Annotated in this window: 18 protein-coding genes; 10 read left to right on the top strand and 8 right to left on the bottom strand. The window is 37.5% G+C overall.

All coding sequences use genetic code 11. The features are described from left to right. Positions 1-6 precede the first annotated feature (6 nt). The gene (locus PXG98_RS11925; RefSeq protein WP_276391377.1) at positions 7-1,194 is read left to right on the top strand and encodes a Gfo/Idh/MocA family protein; all 1,188 of its coding nucleotides are present in this window, start codon (positions 7-9) and stop codon (positions 1,192-1,194) included. Between the two features lie 96 nt (positions 1,195-1,290). On the opposite strand, the gene PXG98_RS11930 is transcribed toward PXG98_RS11925, so the two are convergent. From PXG98_RS11930 to PXG98_RS11940, 3 genes are read right to left on the bottom strand one after another with little or no spacing between them, the layout of a single operon-like run. Beyond that, a complete protein-coding gene (locus PXG98_RS11930; protein ID WP_276391379.1) occupies positions 1,291-2,793 on the bottom strand; it encodes a DUF4097 family beta strand repeat-containing protein in 1,503 nt (500 codons plus the stop codon). Beyond that, positions 2,765-3,346, bottom strand: a complete 582-nt coding sequence (locus tag PXG98_RS11935) for a hypothetical protein (RefSeq protein ID WP_276391380.1) — start codon at positions 3,344-3,346, stop codon at positions 2,765-2,767. The genes PXG98_RS11930 and PXG98_RS11935 overlap by 29 nt, the downstream gene beginning before the upstream one ends. Further along, positions 3,330-3,869 carry an RNA polymerase sigma factor gene (locus PXG98_RS11940; RefSeq protein ID WP_276391381.1) on the bottom strand — a complete coding sequence of 180 codons (540 nt, stop codon included), beginning with the start codon at positions 3,867-3,869 and terminating at the stop codon, positions 3,330-3,332. The genes PXG98_RS11935 and PXG98_RS11940 overlap by 17 nt, the downstream gene beginning before the upstream one ends. Before the next feature lie 109 nt (positions 3,870-3,978). Between PXG98_RS11940 and PXG98_RS11945 the strand changes: the two genes are divergently transcribed. Genes PXG98_RS11945 through PXG98_RS11965 form a run of 5 tightly spaced genes read left to right on the top strand, consistent with a single transcriptional unit; the run spans position 3,979 to position 8,370 of the window. Next, on the top strand, positions 3,979-4,887 hold the full coding sequence (locus PXG98_RS11945; protein WP_276391382.1) for an aldose epimerase family protein: 909 nt from the start codon (positions 3,979-3,981) through the stop codon (positions 4,885-4,887). Between the two features lie 25 nt (positions 4,888-4,912). Beyond that, positions 4,913-5,473, top strand: a complete 561-nt coding sequence (locus PXG98_RS11950; RefSeq protein ID WP_276391383.1) for a DUF2911 domain-containing protein — start codon at positions 4,913-4,915, stop codon at positions 5,471-5,473. 2 nt (positions 5,474-5,475) lie between these two features. Then, positions 5,476-6,522, top strand: coding sequence for a methylmalonyl Co-A mutase-associated GTPase MeaB (gene meaB / locus PXG98_RS11955; RefSeq protein WP_276391384.1), 1,047 nt, complete (start codon positions 5,476-5,478; stop codon positions 6,520-6,522). Between the two features lie 35 nt (positions 6,523-6,557). Then, positions 6,558-7,517: a glycosyltransferase family 2 protein gene (locus PXG98_RS11960; RefSeq protein ID WP_276391385.1), complete on the top strand. Its 960-nt coding sequence runs from the start codon at positions 6,558-6,560 to the stop codon at positions 7,515-7,517. After that, positions 7,501-8,370 (top strand): lysylphosphatidylglycerol synthase transmembrane domain-containing protein, encoded by an 870-nt coding sequence (locus PXG98_RS11965; protein ID WP_276391387.1) that lies wholly within the window; start codon positions 7,501-7,503, stop codon positions 8,368-8,370. Before PXG98_RS11960 ends, PXG98_RS11965 begins: the two co-directional genes overlap by 17 nt. A gap of 4 nt (positions 8,371-8,374) precedes the next feature. On the opposite strand, the gene PXG98_RS11970 is transcribed toward PXG98_RS11965, so the two are convergent. The 5 genes from PXG98_RS11970 to mazG all read right to left on the bottom strand — a co-directional run bounded on the left by PXG98_RS11970 (position 8,375) and on the right by mazG (position 13,110). Next, a complete protein-coding gene (locus PXG98_RS11970) occupies positions 8,375-10,036 on the bottom strand; it encodes an ArnT family glycosyltransferase (RefSeq protein ID WP_276391388.1) in 1,662 nt (553 codons plus the stop codon). After that, positions 10,033-10,602 carry a phosphatase PAP2 family protein gene (locus tag PXG98_RS11975; RefSeq protein ID WP_276391389.1) on the bottom strand — a complete coding sequence of 190 codons (570 nt, stop codon included), beginning with the start codon at positions 10,600-10,602 and terminating at the stop codon, positions 10,033-10,035. Before PXG98_RS11975 ends, PXG98_RS11970 begins: the two co-directional genes overlap by 4 nt. A gap of 1 nt (position 10,603) precedes the next feature. After that, positions 10,604-10,840, bottom strand: a complete 237-nt coding sequence (locus PXG98_RS11980) for a hypothetical protein (RefSeq protein WP_276391390.1) — start codon at positions 10,838-10,840, stop codon at positions 10,604-10,606. A 29-nt stretch (positions 10,841-10,869) separates the two neighbouring features. After that, positions 10,870-12,240: an MATE family efflux transporter gene (locus PXG98_RS11985; protein WP_276391392.1), complete on the bottom strand. Its 1,371-nt coding sequence runs from the start codon at positions 12,238-12,240 to the stop codon at positions 10,870-10,872. Positions 12,241-12,336: 96 nt separating this feature from the next. Next, entirely contained in the window at positions 12,337-13,110 is a 774-nt protein-coding gene (gene mazG, locus PXG98_RS11990) for a nucleoside triphosphate pyrophosphohydrolase (protein ID WP_276391394.1), read from the bottom strand. A gap of 102 nt (positions 13,111-13,212) precedes the next feature. Between mazG and PXG98_RS11995 the strand changes: the two genes are divergently transcribed. From PXG98_RS11995 to PXG98_RS12010, 4 genes are read left to right on the top strand one after another with little or no spacing between them, the layout of a single operon-like run. Then, positions 13,213-14,049, top strand: coding sequence for a sugar phosphate isomerase/epimerase family protein (locus PXG98_RS11995; RefSeq protein WP_276391396.1), 837 nt, complete (start codon positions 13,213-13,215; stop codon positions 14,047-14,049). A gap of 9 nt (positions 14,050-14,058) precedes the next feature. Further along, positions 14,059-15,417, top strand: a complete 1,359-nt coding sequence (locus tag PXG98_RS12000; protein WP_276391398.1) for an Nramp family divalent metal transporter — start codon at positions 14,059-14,061, stop codon at positions 15,415-15,417. 44 nt (positions 15,418-15,461) lie between these two features. Next, on the top strand, positions 15,462-17,111 hold the full coding sequence (locus PXG98_RS12005; protein ID WP_276391400.1) for an N-acyl-D-amino-acid deacylase family protein: 1,650 nt from the start codon (positions 15,462-15,464) through the stop codon (positions 17,109-17,111). Positions 17,112-17,130: 19 nt separating this feature from the next. After that, complete coding sequence (locus tag PXG98_RS12010) at positions 17,131-18,024, top strand: SMP-30/gluconolactonase/LRE family protein (protein WP_276391401.1); 894 nt, start codon at positions 17,131-17,133, stop codon at positions 18,022-18,024. The last annotated feature ends 110 nt before the right edge of the window (positions 18,025-18,134 follow it).

Genomic DNA, 18,134 nt, shown 5'->3' on the forward strand with positions numbered 1-18,134 from the left:
AAAGCAATGAAAAGAAGAGATTTTGTATTAAAAACAGGAATGGCGGCCTCCGCCATAGGAGCAACTACTTCAGTTAACGCAGCTTTAAAATATAGAAAAAGCTTGGAATCATCTATTAATATAGGGGTAATTGGTACAGGAGATAGAGGAAGTGGTCTAATTTCCGTAATGAATAAAATCCCTGATTTAAATGTAGTAGCCTGTTGCGACGTCTTGCCTTTTCGATTAGAGAAAGGAATTGCGAATAGTGGTGGGAAGGCCCAAGGTTATGCGGACTATCGAAAGCTTCTGGAACATAAAAACCTAGACGCTGTTCTACTTGCTACGCCTTTTAGCACACATTCTCATATTGGTATAGACATTCTAGATGCGGATAAACATTTATATGCAGAAAAAACCCTTGCCAAGGGTTATAAAGGAATAACCGCTTTTTTGGAGAAAGCCACCGCATCCAATAAGATTATACAAACCGGGCATCAGTATCATAGTTCCAGACTGTACACGCATATAGTTAAACTTATTCACGAAGGAAAGGTAGGCAAGATTACTGCAATTGAATGCCAATGGAATAGAAATGGTAATTGGCGACGCCCGGTTCCGGATCCTTCCTTAGAAAGAGCCATTAATTGGAGAATGTACAAAGAATATTCCGGTGGTTTGGTCGCAGAACTCTGCTCGCATCAAATAGATTTTACCAATTGGGTATTACAGGCAACTCCGGATAAAGTAATGGGAATAGGAGGTATTGATTATTGGAAAGATGGAAGAGAAACTTTTGACAATATTCATCTGATCTACAATTATCCAGAAGGAGTTAAGGCCACATTCACCTGCCTTACCAGTAACGCTAAAGATGACTACCAAATAAAGGTAATGGGTGATAAGGGAACGATAATTCTAGACTATGTAAAAGCCTGGTTCTATCCAGAAGGAGATTATAAAAAAGAAATTACCGAAGTAGATGGTGTAGCCGGAGCTACTGTACGTTGGGATGAAGGAAAAGGCATTCCCCTTAATGTGGAACACGCCGATCCCAGTAAGCAAGCCCTTATAGATTTTAAGGATAGTATTCTAAACAATTCAATGCCCGTATCTAGTGTGGTGACTGGGGCCAGGGCTGCAATTTGTGTTCAGATGGGGCTGGATGCTATGCACGAAGACAGAATTGTATATTGGGATAAGAAAGAAAAATAATAGTGCAATCTTCCAGGTTCAGACTAGGTATTTGAAAACTGATAAAGTATTTAAATAATGGGTAGATGCTGAGAAGTTAAAATTGGGTTAAGCTGTTTATTTTTTTAGCACGATATCGCTGTATTTTGAGTCAATCACAATCTTCTTAGTAGACGAACTATTGTTTTTAAAACTAAATTCTCCGCCCTGTTTTGTGTTTTTTAAACTTAAATTTTCAGGTTTTTTAAGGGTTGAGTCATTACCATTTACCACGATCCCAAAATCATTAGCTGGCAGGCTGCATTCTAAGGCGCCATTCTTAAGTCTTATGGTTAAATCCTGAAAATTTCCATCAATAGCATTAATATGAAGTTGCCCAAAATCATTAGTAATTAGAGCGGACTTAGTTAGTCTTTCAATAGTAACCTCAGAAGAATTTGCATTCAATGTTAGGGATTGTACTTCTTTGAGATCTACACGATCCGAATAATTAGTGCTCAATTCGCCATAATTCCAATACTGCACTGCCACAGGAGAATAGGAAGCCACAATATTAGTTTTGGCTCCATCAATCGTAGAAGCCAGCAACCTTGCATAAGACAAGGTTGCATTTATGTTATTTGTATTTTCAGCTAGTTTAACCTCTCCATGGCGCACATTCATTTTTAATTTGGCCGATTTGGGCATTTTTACACGAATAACCTTCTTAATTTTATAGTTTCTTTTTTCCCCATCTGAGGTACCATAAAATACATTGGGAGTTTCCTTGCCATCTCTATATATAGTGACTTGGTGTTTAGACTTGTGGTACTCTTTAACAGCCTTGCGCTGTTCCTCCATTGCCCGCTGTCTGGCTTCCTGGGCTTCTTCCCTTGCTTCCTGCGCTTCACGCCTTATCTCCTCTCTCTCCCGCATAGCATCTTCTCTTTCTCGCATTATTTCTTCACGTGCTTCTTCTCTTTCGCGCATCATTTCTTCACGAGCTTCTTCTCGTTCCTGCACTCTGGCTTCCATTTCTTTACCCCAGTCTTCTAATTCTTTTTGATATTCTTTGTCAAAACTCTTTTCAAATTCTTTTGTCCACTCCTTTAAATAGGCCTCTCCGTCCCTTTGGTAGGCTTCATAGTCGAAGTTTTTAAAGTGCATAGGAGGCATAGGTGGCATTGGCATCTCCATAATAATTTCTGGAATATCGGGTAGATCGGGAATATGTAAGTCCAGAAATAGAGGTTCCATATCCGGAATATCAATGGCTATAGGTGGAATAGGTGGCATTGGTCCGTCGTGGCTAATAAAAAAGTTCTCCCGTCCTCCGGAAGTTCTTATTTTTATTTCCTTGCTATTGCCAAGAATTTCAATAACATCCTCTCCAAAATAAGCTTCTGCCTCTTCTTCCGTAGCACCTTCCAACGTAATTATGGCTTCGACTACAATCTGGTTCTTATTCCAGGTATCAAACTCAATATCGGCATAACTGGTGTTAATGTCAACGACAGTTTCTTCTCCTACGTTAAAAGTTTCCTTATATTCTTTTGAGTGTTTCTGGCCGTACGCAAAACTACCCAGTAAACAAAGTCCCAGAACAATTTTTTTAACTAATACTTGATGTAACTTGTTCATTTTTTGATGATTTTAATTCGTTTAATTTTTGTTTTAATTTATGTAATAACTGCAATCGCAATTGTAGATTCTTAATTAAGGCAGCAATGGTCTGATCGTTGGGACCTATTTCATTTAACTCCTTATTTAAATTGTTATACTCTTGGTTTAAATCGGAGAGCCTCAGCATAAAATCATCCACCAAAGCTTTATTTTCTCCGGAGACCTCCAATCGGGATAATTCTAAATTGATGTTACTTACATAGTAATTTTCTACCTTTTTTAGGTCTGGAGAAAGATCTCCAAATGAAATCCCCGTCTTCTGCTGTGTTTCATTGTCTTCCAGGACAATTTTCTCTTCAGGAACTTCCCCGGTCTGATTATTAAAGGTAAAAATTCCAATACTCAACAAAATAGCTATAGAGGCCGCAATTCTAAGATAGAAGATGCGCGACTTTTTAGATGAAGGCATCTCCTTTTCCAGACGATCCATAAAGCGTGCTTCATGCCCTATCCTAAGTGCCTTCTTTTCTTCAGGCTCATTTCTAAATAATTCTCTAAGATCCTGTGCCATATTTTTTATTTTTCAATATTTCTCTTAAATACCCTTTACCTCTTAATAATCTAGTTCTGGAACTCGTCTCCGATAATTCCAAAATCTGAGCAATTTCACTATGATCATAGCCTTCCATAAGATAGAGTTGAACAACTAATCTATATTTCTCTGACAATTGAGCCATTGCCTCTTTAATCTCCCCTATAGTTAGTCTATCATCTACTGTCCAGTTTTCATCCTCTACTATATGCATGGTATTTTCTTGTAATTCTACAAATTGTTGTTTCCTTGCTTTGATAAAATCTAAACACTTATTAATTACTATTTTTTTTAACCAAGCGCCAAAACTAACCTCTCCTTTAAACTGATCTATTCTTTGAAATGCTTTGATAAATGAATCCTGAAGTACATCCTCTGCATCATCCGGATCTCTAATATACCTGCAAGCAACACAATACATGCCTTCGCAGTATTTAGTGTAAAGTTCTAATTGCGCTCTGCGATCTTTGGCTTTACACCTTTCTACCAGTTCTGTCTGCAAAAAGTGGTTAGTCTTCAATTGTAATTTTTCGTTGTTGCTATTTTAAGGACGAGTGAAAAAAATGCATGTTGCAAAAAACAAGTATTTTTAAGGAAATAATTTTTACTCCTTGGAACAAGTTACAATTAAAAATACTCATTTAGAGCTCAAGGTATTAAGCTATGGCGCTATAATACAAGAGCTTTGGGTAATGAATAAAAAAGGAATAAAAGAAAACATTGTAGTTGGTTTAAAGAAGCCCAAAGACTATTTAAAGGATACTATTTTTTTGGGGGCATGTGTTGGACGTTTTGCCGGAAGGATAACAAAGGGTGGTTTTTTTATAAAGGGGAATCAGTACAAAGTGCATAGCGAAGATGGAATTCATCTGCATGGAGGGGAAAAAGGCTTTGGAAAAAGAAACTGGAAAATATCCCGTATTGGCAAAGGCCAAGAACCATTTGTTATTCTTGAGTATACCAGTGCTGACATGGAAGAAGGGTATCCCGGTACGCTTAAAGTAACCCTAACCTACAAACTTATAAACAACAGTCTACAGATTGTTCACCAAGCCGTTACAGATAAAACCACGGTGGTAAATCTTACCAACCACTCCTATTTCCGATTAGATAGAACGGAGAACCTAGGGGAGCACTATTTGAAGCTGAATTGTGATAAATATATCGAAACTGATTCCAGGGCTGTGCCAACCGGTAAAATTTTAAGCGTTGAAAATACAGTGTACGATTTTAGAGAAACCAGGTCATTAAAAGAGAAAGGCTTAGATACCCCGTTCATCTGCAGAGAAAAAGAGCTACCAGCGGCCATTTTCTACTCAAAAAACTCTGGAATAAGAATGCAGGTAAAATCTAACCAACCAGCAGTGGTAATTTATACCCCCCCCAGTTTCCCTGCAGTTTGTTTTGAAGTACAGAACTATCCGGATGCTCCAAATAATAAGAACTTTCCATCGTCACTGCTTCATCCTGGAGAAACCTACAAAAATGAAGCTCTATTTATATTCGATTTAGTACCTTAGAGTCTCTAATCAATCTGTTCTAGTTATGAAATTTCTTAAATGGTTTTTAATTGTTTTAGGTGCCTTGGCGCTGTTATTTTACTTCGTTGCCATGCCATATTTGAGAGAAGAAACAAAAAAAATAAGTCCACAAAAAACCGCAGTATACAATAAAAACGGTATGGATCTCCAGGTATCCTATAGCAGTCCTTTTAAGAAAGGTAGAGTTATTTTTGGAGAACTTGTTCCCTATGATAAAGTTTGGCGTACAGGTGCTAATGAACCAACCGTACTAGTTAACGGCTCTTCTGTAAACATCATGGGACAAGAATTGCCAGCAGGCACTTATTCTTTATGGACTATCCCCGGAAAAGAAAAATGGCAGGTGATTTTTAATAAGGAAGTTCCGGGCTGGGGTGTAACCATCCTAAGCGGGGGAAAAGAAACCACCAGAAACCCCGAGGAAGACCTTTTACAAATTGAACTTCCGGCCATAAAACTAATAGAAGAAGTAGAGAGTTTTACTATTTCCTTTGAAGAAACAGGAGCCTTGTACTTATGTTTAGATTGGGACAAAACAAAAATTAGGATTCCTATTACAAAATAAGCTTGGGTAATATAAAAAATACAGGAGAAAAAGGTGTTGCAAAAGTTAGAGCTCATCGCAAAAAAAAGATCTCCGTAAAAGAGCTTACTTCTAAAATTCTTGCGGGAGAAAAATCTGCATTAGCCAGAGCAATAACGCTTGTTGAAAGCAAGGCCGAAGAGGACCAAAAAAAAGCCAATCAGCTGATTGAAAATTGTTTAGCCGTTCCAAATAATAGTATTCGCATTGGTATTACAGGTGTTCCTGGCGTAGGTAAAAGCACCTTTATTGAAGCTCTTGGCAAGACTATTCTGGCAGCCAAGAAGAAAGTGGCAATACTCGCAGTAGACCCCAGCAGTAGTATAAGTAAAGGCAGTATTCTTGGCGATAAGACTAGGATGCAAGAACTGGTTAAGGAAAGCAATGTTTTTATTAGACCTTCTCCCTCAGGAGATTCTTTAGGAGGCGTAGCGAGAAAAACACGAGAATCAATTATTCTGTGCGAAGCAGCCGGATATAACTGTATTCTAATTGAAACCGTAGGCGTAGGCCAAAGTGAAATTGCAGTACACAGTATGGTTGATTTTTTCCTTCTGCTGAAACTGGCCGGTGCCGGGGATGAATTACAAGGAATGAAAAGAGGAATTATGGAAATGGCAGATGCCATTGTCATAAACAAGGCCGAAGGAGATAACTTAAAAAGAGCTTTAAAGGCAGAAGTTGAATTTGAACGCGCACTGCAATTATATCCTCCCAAAGAAAATGGCTGGCTTCCTAAGGTTAGTACCTGTTCTGCTTTAGACCAAACGGGTATAGAAGAGGTATGGGTAATGTTTCTCGAATATTTTAAACTAGTCCATGAAAATGGTTTTTGGTCTACCAATAGAGAAAAACAAAACCAATATTGGTTTCGACAAACGGTGGACGACCTATTAAAACAACACTTTTACCTCAGCCCGTCTATTAAAGAAGAACTAGCTCAGTATATGAGCAGAGTTTCCCAGAATAAAATCTCCCCCTTCAGAGCAGCAGAGGAACTCTTAGCATACTACAAACAAGAACTTAAATAAAAAACATAAATTTGCCCAAACCTTTAATAAACTAGATGACTCCAATTACCGACGCTTTACTATCTATTGTAATACCTCTCTATAACGAAGAGGACAACGTAGTGCTGCTTACAGAGAAAATTAGGGAAAGCCTTAAAGGTTATAACTATCAGATCATTTATGTAGATGATTTTTCCACGGATCAAACCAGATTTCGAATTAAGGCAATGAAAGATCCAAAGGTTTGTCTTATTGCACTTAAAAAGAATTACGGGCAAAGTTTGGCATTGGCGGCCGGTATAGACTATGCAGAAGGAGAGTTTATTATTACCATGGATGGTGACCTGCAAAATGATCCCTTAGATATTCCAGAAATGCTACCCTATGCACTAAGTGGAGAATATGACGTAGTTACCGGAATAAGACAAAAAAGAAAAGATTCTTTAATCAAAAAAATTCCTTCTAAAATAGCTAACTTTCTAGTTCGCAGAGTAACAAAATTAGACATTAAGGATAATGGATGTGCCCTTAAAGTTTTTACTAAGGACATAGCAAAAGAGTTAAACTTATACGGGGAGATGCATCGCTTTATAACCCTATTAGCCTTCTTAGAGGGGGCACAAATAAAGCAGGTACCGGTAAGACACCATGCCAGGAATGCAGGTGTTTCTAAATATGGTTTGGAGAGAGTATTTAAGGTAGTCGCAGATATGATGCTTCTTCTTTTTATTCGGAAGTATTTCCAAAGACCCATTCATTTATTTGGAATCCTAGGCGTTCTATTAGTGGCTTTAGGTCTTTTAATAAACGTTTACCTCCTTATAGTTAAATTAGGCTTTGGACAAGACATCGGGACCAGACCATTATTGATCTTCGGGATGATGTTTATCCTTGCCGGGATCCAACTTTTCACTATTGGTATTGTTATGGAGTTGCTAATCAGGACCTATTACGAATCCCAGAACAAAAGGCCATATAGGATTAAAAAAATCACTATAGGTGGAAAATCTGCGTAAAAAAGGAATAACTTTTCTCAAAATTATATTTAGTGTTATACTGCTATATTTTGTGTTTAACAAAATAGCACTAAAAGAAGTATTTGAGTTAATTAAAACAGCTAATCCGTACTTCTTAATACTTGCGGTTCTCTTTTTTGTTGGATCCAAAGTTTTTGCTGCACTAAGGCTTAACCTTTTTATTCATGCCCTAGATATTCCTCTTAGCCATCGCAGTAATTTTAAACTTTATCTACTGGGTATGTTTTATAACTTATTTCTTCCGGGAGGAATAGGCGGAGATGCCTATAAGGGTTATGTTTTAAAAAAAGAATTTCAATTAAAAACCAAGAGAATAGTATCTATCTTATTATTAGACAGACTTTCAGGTCTTCTATTAATATTTCAATTTGCCTGCCTTTTTAGTCTTTTCCTGAAGCAAGCAATCTTTGATAATTTTCAAGTGGTTCTAATCGCTGCTTTACTAATTAGTTTAGTAGTCTTTTGGTTTATTAATAAAAAGTATTTCTCTTATGTATACTCGGTATTCTGGAAGGCCGTAGGCTATTCTTTTTTAGTACAAGGCACACAGATAATATCTGTGATTTTTATCTTAAAAAGTCTCAGTATTGCGGCCAATTCTCTCGCCTATTTGTTTATATTCTTAGTTTCTTCAATAGTCTCGGTACTTCCGCTAACCATTGGAGGTATTGGTAGCAGAGAGGTAGTTTTTTATTATGGAGCCCTGTGGCTCGGTTTAGAGGAAAATGCCTCAATAAGCATCAGTATGCTCTTTTTTATTATAACTGCCTTTGTCTCTTTATTGGGTATTGTTTACCATTTTAAAAAACCCTCTCTCTTGGTGGCCAAATAAAATACTAGAACCTTAGGTGTACCAAATGCATCCTATTTAGAACCTCCAATCTAGAAGCGGGGTTTAAAAATTTAGCTTGAAGTCGGGTAATCCTAAACTGTTTTACGGTATAAGACTCTTCCCAAAATAGACCTTCATTTTTCAGAATGGCCAGTTCTTCATCGGTGGCGTAAACCCAATAATCTCCTTGAACTTTTAGGTTCTCAGTAGCGCTAATCTTTACAGGTTTTTGGTTATAAAAATCTAATGCCCAGGAGTATCGCTCCCCTATTTTATAGATTCTATCTACAGGAATATTGTTTGCTGCAACAATTCTAGCCATCTCCGAACCTGCCTGATATTTTAGCAAAGAAGGGTAAAAATGAGTATTTAAAACGGTATTTAGTAATAGAGCACTTCCGGCTGAAACATATACAAGTCTTTTAAAAAAAACCTTTTTTCTGAATATAAACAAAACTAACAGTATCCCAAGAATGAGGTATGCTGTATAAGACCAGAATGAAGCTAAGGGAAACACTACCACCACAACCAAAACAGCAAACACAATTACCAATAAAAAAATAAACTGCTGAAACCCTAGAATCCCCTTTTTTAGTCTTTCATTCTTTGAATGTATTAGTTCATAAACATAGGAGGCCGTTAAGACCGCAAAAAGTGGGATAGTAATATTTAAATAATGAGGTAGCTTAAACTGCGCAAAGCTTATAATTAAGAAAACCATGGTAATACCACCTAGAGTAAGTACCTCCAGGTCCTTTGTCTGTTTGAAATTTACCTTAATCAACTTTCTAGACCTACTTATATAAGCCAAAACTGCTAAAACAGTCCATGGCAGGAAGACCCATAAAAAGGTATGGAAAAAGAAAAAGTAATCGCTACTATTCTTACCTATTCCCTCTCCGCTTAGACGCTCAAAACTCTGTTCCCATAATATAAAAAAGACGCCGCTTCTATTTCCCCTTCCGCGAATTATCTTTTCCGGGTGAAGATCAAACTGCAGGTAGTAAGCATACAGGACAGGGCTTATGGTTAGAAAAAAAACAGCTACCGCTAGTAGTATCTTCCAACTAGCCAACACCTTCCATTTGTTGCGATAAATGGTATGGCATAGCAAGGGCAGACCAATAACCAATACGGCTATCTGACCTTTGGTAGAAAAAGCCAGTCCCATGGCTACAGCACCAGCTAACAAATTTTTCAGGTTCTCTTTTTCAAGAAAGCTTGCCAGTTGCCAAATAGCAAGAGCAACAAAACCTGTTAATACCCCATCTGTTCTAACATCTATAGCTGCCAAAACAATGGTTTGTGCAGTCATAAATATTAAGGCTGCAAGTCTTCCAACCTGCACAGAGTAAAGCAGTCTCCCCAAACCAAAACAGCTATAAGCAGCGAGAAAGGTGGCCATAATCCCAGGGATTCGATAGGCCCAATCATGTAATCCAAATATTTTAAAAGAGATAGCCGCTAACCAATAATGAAGATGAGGTTTATCTAAATACTCTTCCGGGCCTTTAAATAGACTTAAAAAATCGTTCTCTTGCAGCATTCTCATGGCCATAACTGCAAATTGAGCCGAATCATTCTCAAACAAGGTAACGAACATACCGGTAGCGTATACTGCACTAATCAAAACAAATAAAACCTTGTATTGTGCTTTAGAAATCATAAGCGCCATTTGTTAATCGAATGAAAAAATAGTCTTGAAAACAACCAGCCAAAAGTTAGTCCAACTAAGGCCCCCGTGAGAATATCCAGAGGATAATGTACGCCTATATAAATACGGCTATAAGCTACTAAGAAAGCCCAAAGTATTAAAAAGAGTCTAAATAACTTTGGAGAAGACCCAATTACCAAAACAAAATAAGTAACTACGGCAAAGGAGTTAGCAGCATGTGCAGAAAAATAACCATATTGACCCCCGCAGTAGTCCTTAACAAGCCGCATTATTCCTGAAATTTCAGGATCGTGACAAGGTCTTAAACGCCCAACACCATATTTAAAAAAATTAGATAGTTGATCGGTAACTAAAATCATTAAGGCAAGCATTAATAGAAACACTATAAATTTTTTAATTCCTAAAAATCTATAGCTAACTAAGGCCAAGACAAGGTATAGTGGAATGCCACTCCATTTATTGGTTAAGAAGAGCCAAAATCCGTCCCAGCTACTACTCCCTAGGCCATTGAGAAACAGAAAAAGATCCTTATCAAATGTGAGCAATTCTTCAATCATCTCAATCTTCGTATCGGGAAACTTCTCTGTCGTAAAAAAGCGTGGCTGCTTCAATTAAGTTCTCGGCTTCATCAGAAAGTTCCTTTTCATCCTCTTTGGTAAAGTCCTCAAGCCACTCTACCTCATCATTCTCAAGATTAATAATAAACCTGGGATACTCTGTATGCACTACGTAAATTCCATTTGGAAAATCTGTATTGTCTCCGAGCAAAAATTTAGGAAAATTCTCAATTGCCATCTCTTGTATCTTTTTAGTAGTATGCTTATTTATCTCGTCCTGATATATCGTTTGGTAAGGTAATTAAATCGAATATACAACATAATTGCAGACGCAGTTAGTCCTGATAAGAGACCAATCCAAATCCCTACACTTTTTAAGGGCGTGTATAAACCCAGATAATAACTTATCGGGAATCCAATAACCCAATACGCAATAAAAGTAATAAAAGTTGGTATTCTAACATCCTGCAGTCCCCTTAAAGCCCCTAATATCACAACCTGTAACCCATCCGATATTTGGAAAAATGCTGCTACCAAAAGCAGTTCAGCAGCCAGTGCTATTACCTCCATATTATCTGCCTGGTTGGCTAAGTCTCCGGTGTCCAAATAAATAGTAGGGAACCAATACCTTCCTAATAAAAATAAAGCTGCAAAAATTATTTCTACAAAAAGGGTCAGCAGAAAAATAGATTCGGCAATTCTTTTCAACTCTTTGAAGTTTTGCAATCCTTTCTGATTCCCTACACGAATCATACCGACAACTCCGAGACCCATGCCAAACATAAAAGTCATACTACTTAAATTAAGTGCAATTTGGTTTGCTGCCTGGGGGTTCTTACCCAGTACTCCACTTAACCATATGGCGGCAGTAAAAATTGCTACCTCGAAGAACATTTGTAAGGCAGATGGAAATCCAAGATTGGCTATTTTTTTAATTACCGTTTTTTCAATCTTCCTTAAATTAAATCCCGTAACATAGTCGTGAAACTTCTTCTTTTTCTTTAAGAGATACCATAATATAAAAAGCATAATAAAGCGAGATATCAGCGTTCCTATGGCTGCTCCAACAATACCGAGTTTAGGAAATCCAAAGCTGCCAAAAATTAGCAGGTAGTTTAAGACAATATTTACCACATTGGCTACAATAGTAGCATACATAGGGTATTTCGTTTGAGACAAGCCTTCAGAAAATTGCTTAAAAGATTGAAATATTACAAGGGGAACTAGTGAAAACGCAACTAAGTCTAAGTAGGGTAGAGATAGTTCAACCACGTCTGTTGGTTGGTCCATAAGTTGTAATAATGGTTTTGAAATCTGAATTAATCCAAAAAGGCCCAAACCAATAATGGTACATAATACTATTCCATGCTTAAGTGCACTTTTTGCAGCGACCTTATTCCCTGCCCCATCAGCTTCAGCAACCAAAGGTGTTATGGCCGTCGAAAATCCAATCCCTAAAGACATCGCAATAAATACAAAACTATTTCCCAACGACACAGCGGCTAATTCTGCGGTACCAAGCTGACCAACCATAATATTATCCGCAAAAGCAACAAAGGTATGTCCAAGCATCCCCATTATTACAGGAACAGCTAGTTTGCTATTATACTTGAATTCTCTGGTATATTGTTGCAACAAGTTGGCTTGGTTTTATATAGGTTCAAAGATAAGATTTCGCCCTATTAATGTGTAAGTATCTTAGAACAAACAAGCTTGTTCTTCAGTTTTTAGTAGTTATAGCTGTTTTGCCTGTTCCCAAAAAACATCCATTTCCGCCAAGGTCATATCTCTCAAGGCTTTATTCTGATTTTTTGCCATAGATTCTAGATATTTAAACCTCTTTATAAACTTTTTATTTGTTCTTTCTAAAGCATTTTCGGGATTAATATCTAGAAACCTAGCATAGTTAACCATGGAGAATAGTACATCCCCAAACTCTGCTTCCATAGCATCCGGGCTTCCCGATTTAACTTCTTCCTCAAGTTCTTCCAATTCTTCTTTTACTTTCGCGAATACTTGGCTTGGTTCCTCCCAATCAAAGCCAACACCAGCAACTTTATCTTGTATTCTATTCGCCTTTACTAAGGAAGGTAAGCTCATAGGTACCCCTTCCAGGACGCTATCTTTGCCCTCTTTTAGTTTTAGCTTCTCCCAATTCCTTTTTACTTCCTCCTCATCCTTAACTGCCACATCACCATAAATATGCGGGTGTCTATTTATCAATTTCTCCGATATGGTGTTGGCAACATCCGCTATAGTGAAGGCATTACTCTCTGAACCAATTTTAGCATAGAAAACAATATGAAGCAGAAGGTCTCCTAACTCTTTTTTAATCTCCTGCAGGTCGTTATCTAGAATGGCATCTCCCAGTTCATAGGTTTCTTCAATGGTAAGATGTCTAAGACTTTGAAATGTCTGCTTTCTATCCCATGGGCACTGTTCTCTTAATTCATCCATGATGGTTAATAAGCGATCAAATGCCTCTAATTCTTCTTCCCTTTTTTTCATAAAACTGGACTTTTGACAAAAGTACAAATACAGGACTATTCGTTGTCTGGAATTTTTAGATTAAATTAGAAGCAATCTAATCCCATCCAATAAACAATTCTTATGACCTCCCGAAGAAGCTTTATAGTCCAGGTTTCTGCATTTAGTGCAGCCAGTTTGCTATTACCCTCAGTGGTAAAGGCGTCGCCCCTAATAGGTAAAATGGGGGTGCAACTTTACTCTTTTCGCAAAGAAATGCTAAAAAACCCAGCGGAAACTTTAAAACAAATCGCTAGCCTTGGTATTACTGAAATTGAAACGGCAAGAAGCCAAAAAGGACACTATTATGGACTGCAACCAGAAAAAATGAAGCAAGTATGTGAAGATTTGGGTATGAATTTAAAAAGCGGGCATGTACACTTAGATGACTCATGGGAAAAAACCATGAATGAAGCCGTTCGTTCAGGACAAGAATATCTAATTTGTTCTTCTCTGCCCAGTAAAGGGCAAACTGTAGAAAATTACAAAAAGGTGGCAGAAGCCTTTAATAAAGCAGGAGAAGCCTGCAAATCCCTAGGTCTTAAGTTTGGGTATCACAACCATGATTATGAATTTGATTCTGACGGAGACAAGGTCCTTTATAATATATTATTAGAAAATACGGATGCCGATTTAGTACATATGGAACTAGATTTAGGATGGGTTATTACTGCGGGTAAAAATCCATTGGATTATTTTAAAAACTATCCGGGAAGATTCCCGTTATGGCATCTCAAGGACATGAATCTTTCTAAAAAAGAGAGTACAGAATTTGGCAAGGGCGGTTTAGATATTAAAGCTATGCTGGCGAATAAAAAATCTTCAGGAGTTAGACATATTTTTATAGAGCAAGAGGAATATGCTTCAACTCCCCTTGAAAGCATGAGATATAACATGAATTATTTAAAAAATATTTCTTAGTGTTTTCCTATGTCTCCAATAGAAGATCCTTATGCTTTTACTAAAGAAAAGATAAAGCAAGCACCTGCTACTTTTACCGAAAGACTTTCCTTTCTAGGACCAAGTTTTATTTTATCGGCCTCTATCGTCGGTTCTGGGGAATTAATTGCTACCACCACTCTTGGTGCACAGGCCGGATTTATTACTTTTTGGGTAATATTAGTGAGTTGTGTGGTGAAAGTGGCGGTTCAATTAGAATTTGGAAAGCACACAATTCTTACAGGAGAAACTGCTATGCAGGCCTTCAACAAACTTCCTGGCCCTGTATTTGGTAAGGCTAAATGGAGTGTCTGGATGGTATTAGCAGTTATTGTCGTAAAACTGTTACAAGTTGGCGGAATAGTAGGCGGGGTTGCAATTATTTTAAACATGGCTTTCCCCAATATTGCTATCCCTGTGTTTTGTCTTTTAATTGCAATTACAGTGGCCTTGATGGTTTATAGGGGTTATTATTCCTTTATAGAAAAATTCTCCTTAGGTATGATTGGTGTTTTCACCATTTTTACTTTTGCTACGCTTTACTTTCTACGTTACACCCCCTACTCTATTGGTTTTGACAATGTATTGGAAGGACTACAATTTAATTTACCTAAAGAGCTGGTAGCCGTTGCTATTGGTGCATTTGGAATTACAGGGGTTGGAGGCGATGAAATAATACACTATAACTATTGGTGCTTAGAGAAAGGCTATGCCTCCTTTACAGGAAAAAGAGATGATTCTAAAGCCTGGCGTAAAAGAGCAGAGGGATGGGTAAAAGTAATGAAATTAGATGCAGTTATAGCCATGTGTATTTATACTGCCGTGACCGCCGCTTTTTATCTATTGGGTGCGGCCGTTCTGCATACCCAGGGAGAGGTTCCTAAGGGTTATGAGATGATACAAACCCTATCTGGAATGTATACCGAATCTCTGGGACCGGATGCAAAAATGTTCTTCCTAATAGGTGCTTTTATCACATTGTTTTCTACCTTGTTTGCCGCTCTGGCTGCCTGGACCAGACAAACTACAGACATTTTTGGAGCTATTGGATGGATTGACTTCCAAAACCAAGCACAGCGCAAAAAAACTATTGCCATCTTGGCTTGGGCTTTTCCTATGCTCTGGGCGTTGCTTTTTATTTTTATAAAACTCCCGGTCCTAATGGTCTTAACAGGAGGAATTGTAGGCTCCGTTTTATTATTCTTAGTTGTTTTTGCGGTTATTCATTTTAAATATTACAGAGAAAGTGCACAATTTAAAACAGGGCCAATTTATAACATCGTTCTATGGATAAGCATAGGAAGTATCTTGGCTGTAGGGCTTTTGGGTATTTACAAACTATTTAGTTAAATTAGGATTATTTAATACTAACTTCCTGCATAAAATTCACAGTAATGAAGTTCTATATTCACTATACTTATTTGATACTTCTCGGCATTCTTTTTAGCTGTCAAGAAGACAAACCATTTGATCTTATTATTAGAAATGGATATATTATTGTAGGAGATAGATCCGCAGCATTTAAAGGAGATGTCGCCATAAATGCAGACACTATAGTATTTATAGGGAATCTGAATAATAAAAAGGCCTTAAAAGAAATTGACGCAAGCGGATTAACGGTAGCACCGGGCTTTATAAATATGCTTAGCTGGGCCAATGAATCGCTTATTGAAGATGGAAGATCACAAGGAGATATTAGGCAAGGTGTTACGCTGGAAGTTCTGGGAGAAGGAAGATCAATGGGGCCATTAAATGAGGAAATGAAAAACAGTATGCGGGAGGGGCAGCAAGGCATTAAATATGATATAAATTGGAATAGTTTAGGAGAGTATTTAGAGTTTTTAGAGAACAAAGGTGTTTCTACCAATATAGCATCCTTCGTTGGCAACGGCACTTTAAGACAATATGTGATGAATTTTGAAAACAGAACTCCCACCGAGAAAGAACTTTATAAAATGAAGGAGCTCACAAAACAAGCTATGGAAGAAGGCGCAATGGGACTTTCAACATCGCTGATATATGTTCCAAGTGGACATGCTTCTACAGAAGAAATAATAGAATTGGCCAAGATTGTTGGACAATACAATGGCCTTTATATTTCTCATATCAGAGACGAAGAAGAATACCTTTTAGAGGCTGTCAATGAATTAATCGAAATTTCCGAGAAAGCAGAAGTACCGGCCGAGATTTATCATTTTAAGGCATCGGGAATGGCTAACTGGAAATTGTTAGACAGTGCCATTGCTTTGATAAATAATGCGCGAAAAAAAGGTCTGGCTATTACAACAGATATGTATATGTACAATGCAAGTTCTACCGGACTTAATGTAGTTCTTCCTTCCTGGGCCAAGGAAGGAGGACATGCCATGACTGTTGAATTGATGGCCAATCCTGCACAGAGGAGCAAAATGATACAGGAAATTTATTTTCATGTTCCCCCGGAAAAAATTCTACTTGTCGGATTCCGTAACAAAGCTCTACGAAATCTAATAGGAAAATCCTTGGCTGAAGTAGCACAGGAAAGAAATTTAACCCCAAAAGAAACTGTGGTAGAACTAATAAAGGAGGACAATAGCAGAATTCAAGTGGTTTACTTTTCCATGTCGGAAGATAACGTCAAGAAAAAACTTACCCTCCCTTATATGTCTATTTGTTCAGATGCCGGTTCCTATACCAACCAGGGCGTGTTTTTGGAACAGAGCACCCATCCCAGAGCTTATGGATCTTTCGCGCGCTTGCTTGGTCATTTTGTCAGAGAAGAAAAGGTTATTTCCTTAGAGGAAGCAATATATAAACTTACTACGCTTCCAGCTACCAACTTAAAACTCAAAAAAAGAGGCACGCTTAAAAAAGGATATTTTGCGGATGTGGTAGTATTTGATGCTAACGAAATAAGAGCAAATGCCTCTTTTAAAGAACCTCATCAATATGCCGAAGGAATGAAACATGTTTTTGTTAATGGCACCCAAGTTATTGATAATGGGGAACATACTAATCAATTTCCAGGAAGAATAGTAAGAGGTCCGGGTTGGATCAACAATTAATTAAATGAAGCGTACACCTATGAAAAAAAATATTTTTATTCCAATAATTCTTGGCCTAATAATAACGATTAGTTCTGCACAGGAAACAGAAATTATCTATCCACAGGCTGAATTAACCTTAGTGGCCGATGGTTATAAATTTACCGAAGGACCCGCTATGGATTCAAATGGCGATGTATATTTCACAGACCAACCCAATAATAAAATTCTTCGCTGGAACGCTAATACCAATGAGGTTTCTGTTTTTATGGAAAATTCCGGGAGAGCAAATGGATTGTATTTTGACAACGAGGGTAGACTGTTAGCCTGCGCAGATGAAAAATTTGAACTTTGGCAGATTAACAAGGACAAGACTGTAACCGTATTGATAAAAGATGTTGAGGGGAAAAAACTAAATGGCCCCAACGATTTATGGGTGGATAAGAAAGGTGGAATCTACTTTACCGATCCATACTACCAAAGACCTTATTGGACAAGAACGAAAAAGGAGATTGACGGTCAGAAGGTGTATTATCTTACACCGGATAAAGACACTGTTTTGGTGATGGCAGATGATTTGGTACAACCTAATGGAATAATAGGAACTGCCGATGGTAAGACTTTATTTGTAGCAGATATTGGGGACAAGAAAACATATCGTTATACCATTGGTGAAAAAGGAACACTTATAGATAAAACACTTTTTATAGAAATGGGTTCCGATGGCATGACTTTAGACACTATGGGAAACTTATATTTAACCGGTGACGGAGTAACCATTTTTAACCAAAAGGGGGAAAAAATAGAGCATATAAAAGTACCGCAAAAATGGACTGCCAACGTAACTTTTGGAGGTGTTAATCAGGAGACTCTCTTTATAACTGCAATGAATTCTGTCTATACCCTAAAGATGAGCGTAAAAGGCATCCGTTAATCTCTAAAACTAGAGGGAAAGAAAAAATCCGACCATAACCTATAGAAATATACATTTTTGTTTTTTACTAACTTTACACTGCATTCATATTTTTAATCACTTCACTCTTC

Source organism: Eudoraea chungangensis, from assembly GCF_029360665.1.
Classification (GTDB): domain Bacteria; phylum Bacteroidota; class Bacteroidia; order Flavobacteriales; family Flavobacteriaceae; genus Eudoraea; species Eudoraea chungangensis.

Bases quoted from the DNA above. Each gene is read 5' to 3' on its own strand.
- PXG98_RS11925 (WP_276391377.1), top strand. From the start codon at position 7: ATGAAAAGAAGAGATTTTGTATTAAAAACAGGAATGGCGGCCTCCGCC.
- PXG98_RS11930 (WP_276391379.1), bottom strand. From the start codon at position 2,793: ATGAACAAGTTACATCAAGTATTAGTTAAAAAAATTGTTCTGGGACTT.
- PXG98_RS11935 (WP_276391380.1), bottom strand. From the start codon at position 3,346: ATGGCACAGGATCTTAGAGAATTATTTAGAAATGAGCCTGAAGAAAAG.
- PXG98_RS11950 (WP_276391383.1), top strand. From the start codon at position 4,913: ATGAAATTTCTTAAATGGTTTTTAATTGTTTTAGGTGCCTTGGCGCTG.
- PXG98_RS11960 (WP_276391385.1), top strand. From the start codon at position 6,558: ATGACTCCAATTACCGACGCTTTACTATCTATTGTAATACCTCTCTAT.
- PXG98_RS11970 (WP_276391388.1), bottom strand. From the start codon at position 10,036: ATGATTTCTAAAGCACAATACAAGGTTTTATTTGTTTTGATTAGTGCA.
- PXG98_RS11975 (WP_276391389.1), bottom strand. From the start codon at position 10,602: ATGATTGAAGAATTGCTCACATTTGATAAGGATCTTTTTCTGTTTCTC.
- PXG98_RS11980 (WP_276391390.1), bottom strand. From the start codon at position 10,840: ATGGCAATTGAGAATTTTCCTAAATTTTTGCTCGGAGACAATACAGAT.
- mazG (WP_276391394.1), bottom strand. From the start codon at position 13,110: ATGAAAAAAAGGGAAGAAGAATTAGAGGCATTTGATCGCTTATTAACC.
- PXG98_RS11995 (WP_276391396.1), top strand. From the start codon at position 13,213: ATGACCTCCCGAAGAAGCTTTATAGTCCAGGTTTCTGCATTTAGTGCA.
- PXG98_RS12000 (WP_276391398.1), top strand. From the start codon at position 14,059: ATGTCTCCAATAGAAGATCCTTATGCTTTTACTAAAGAAAAGATAAAG.
- PXG98_RS12005 (WP_276391400.1), top strand. From the start codon at position 15,462: ATGAAGTTCTATATTCACTATACTTATTTGATACTTCTCGGCATTCTT.
- PXG98_RS12010 (WP_276391401.1), top strand. From the start codon at position 17,131: ATGAAAAAAAATATTTTTATTCCAATAATTCTTGGCCTAATAATAACG.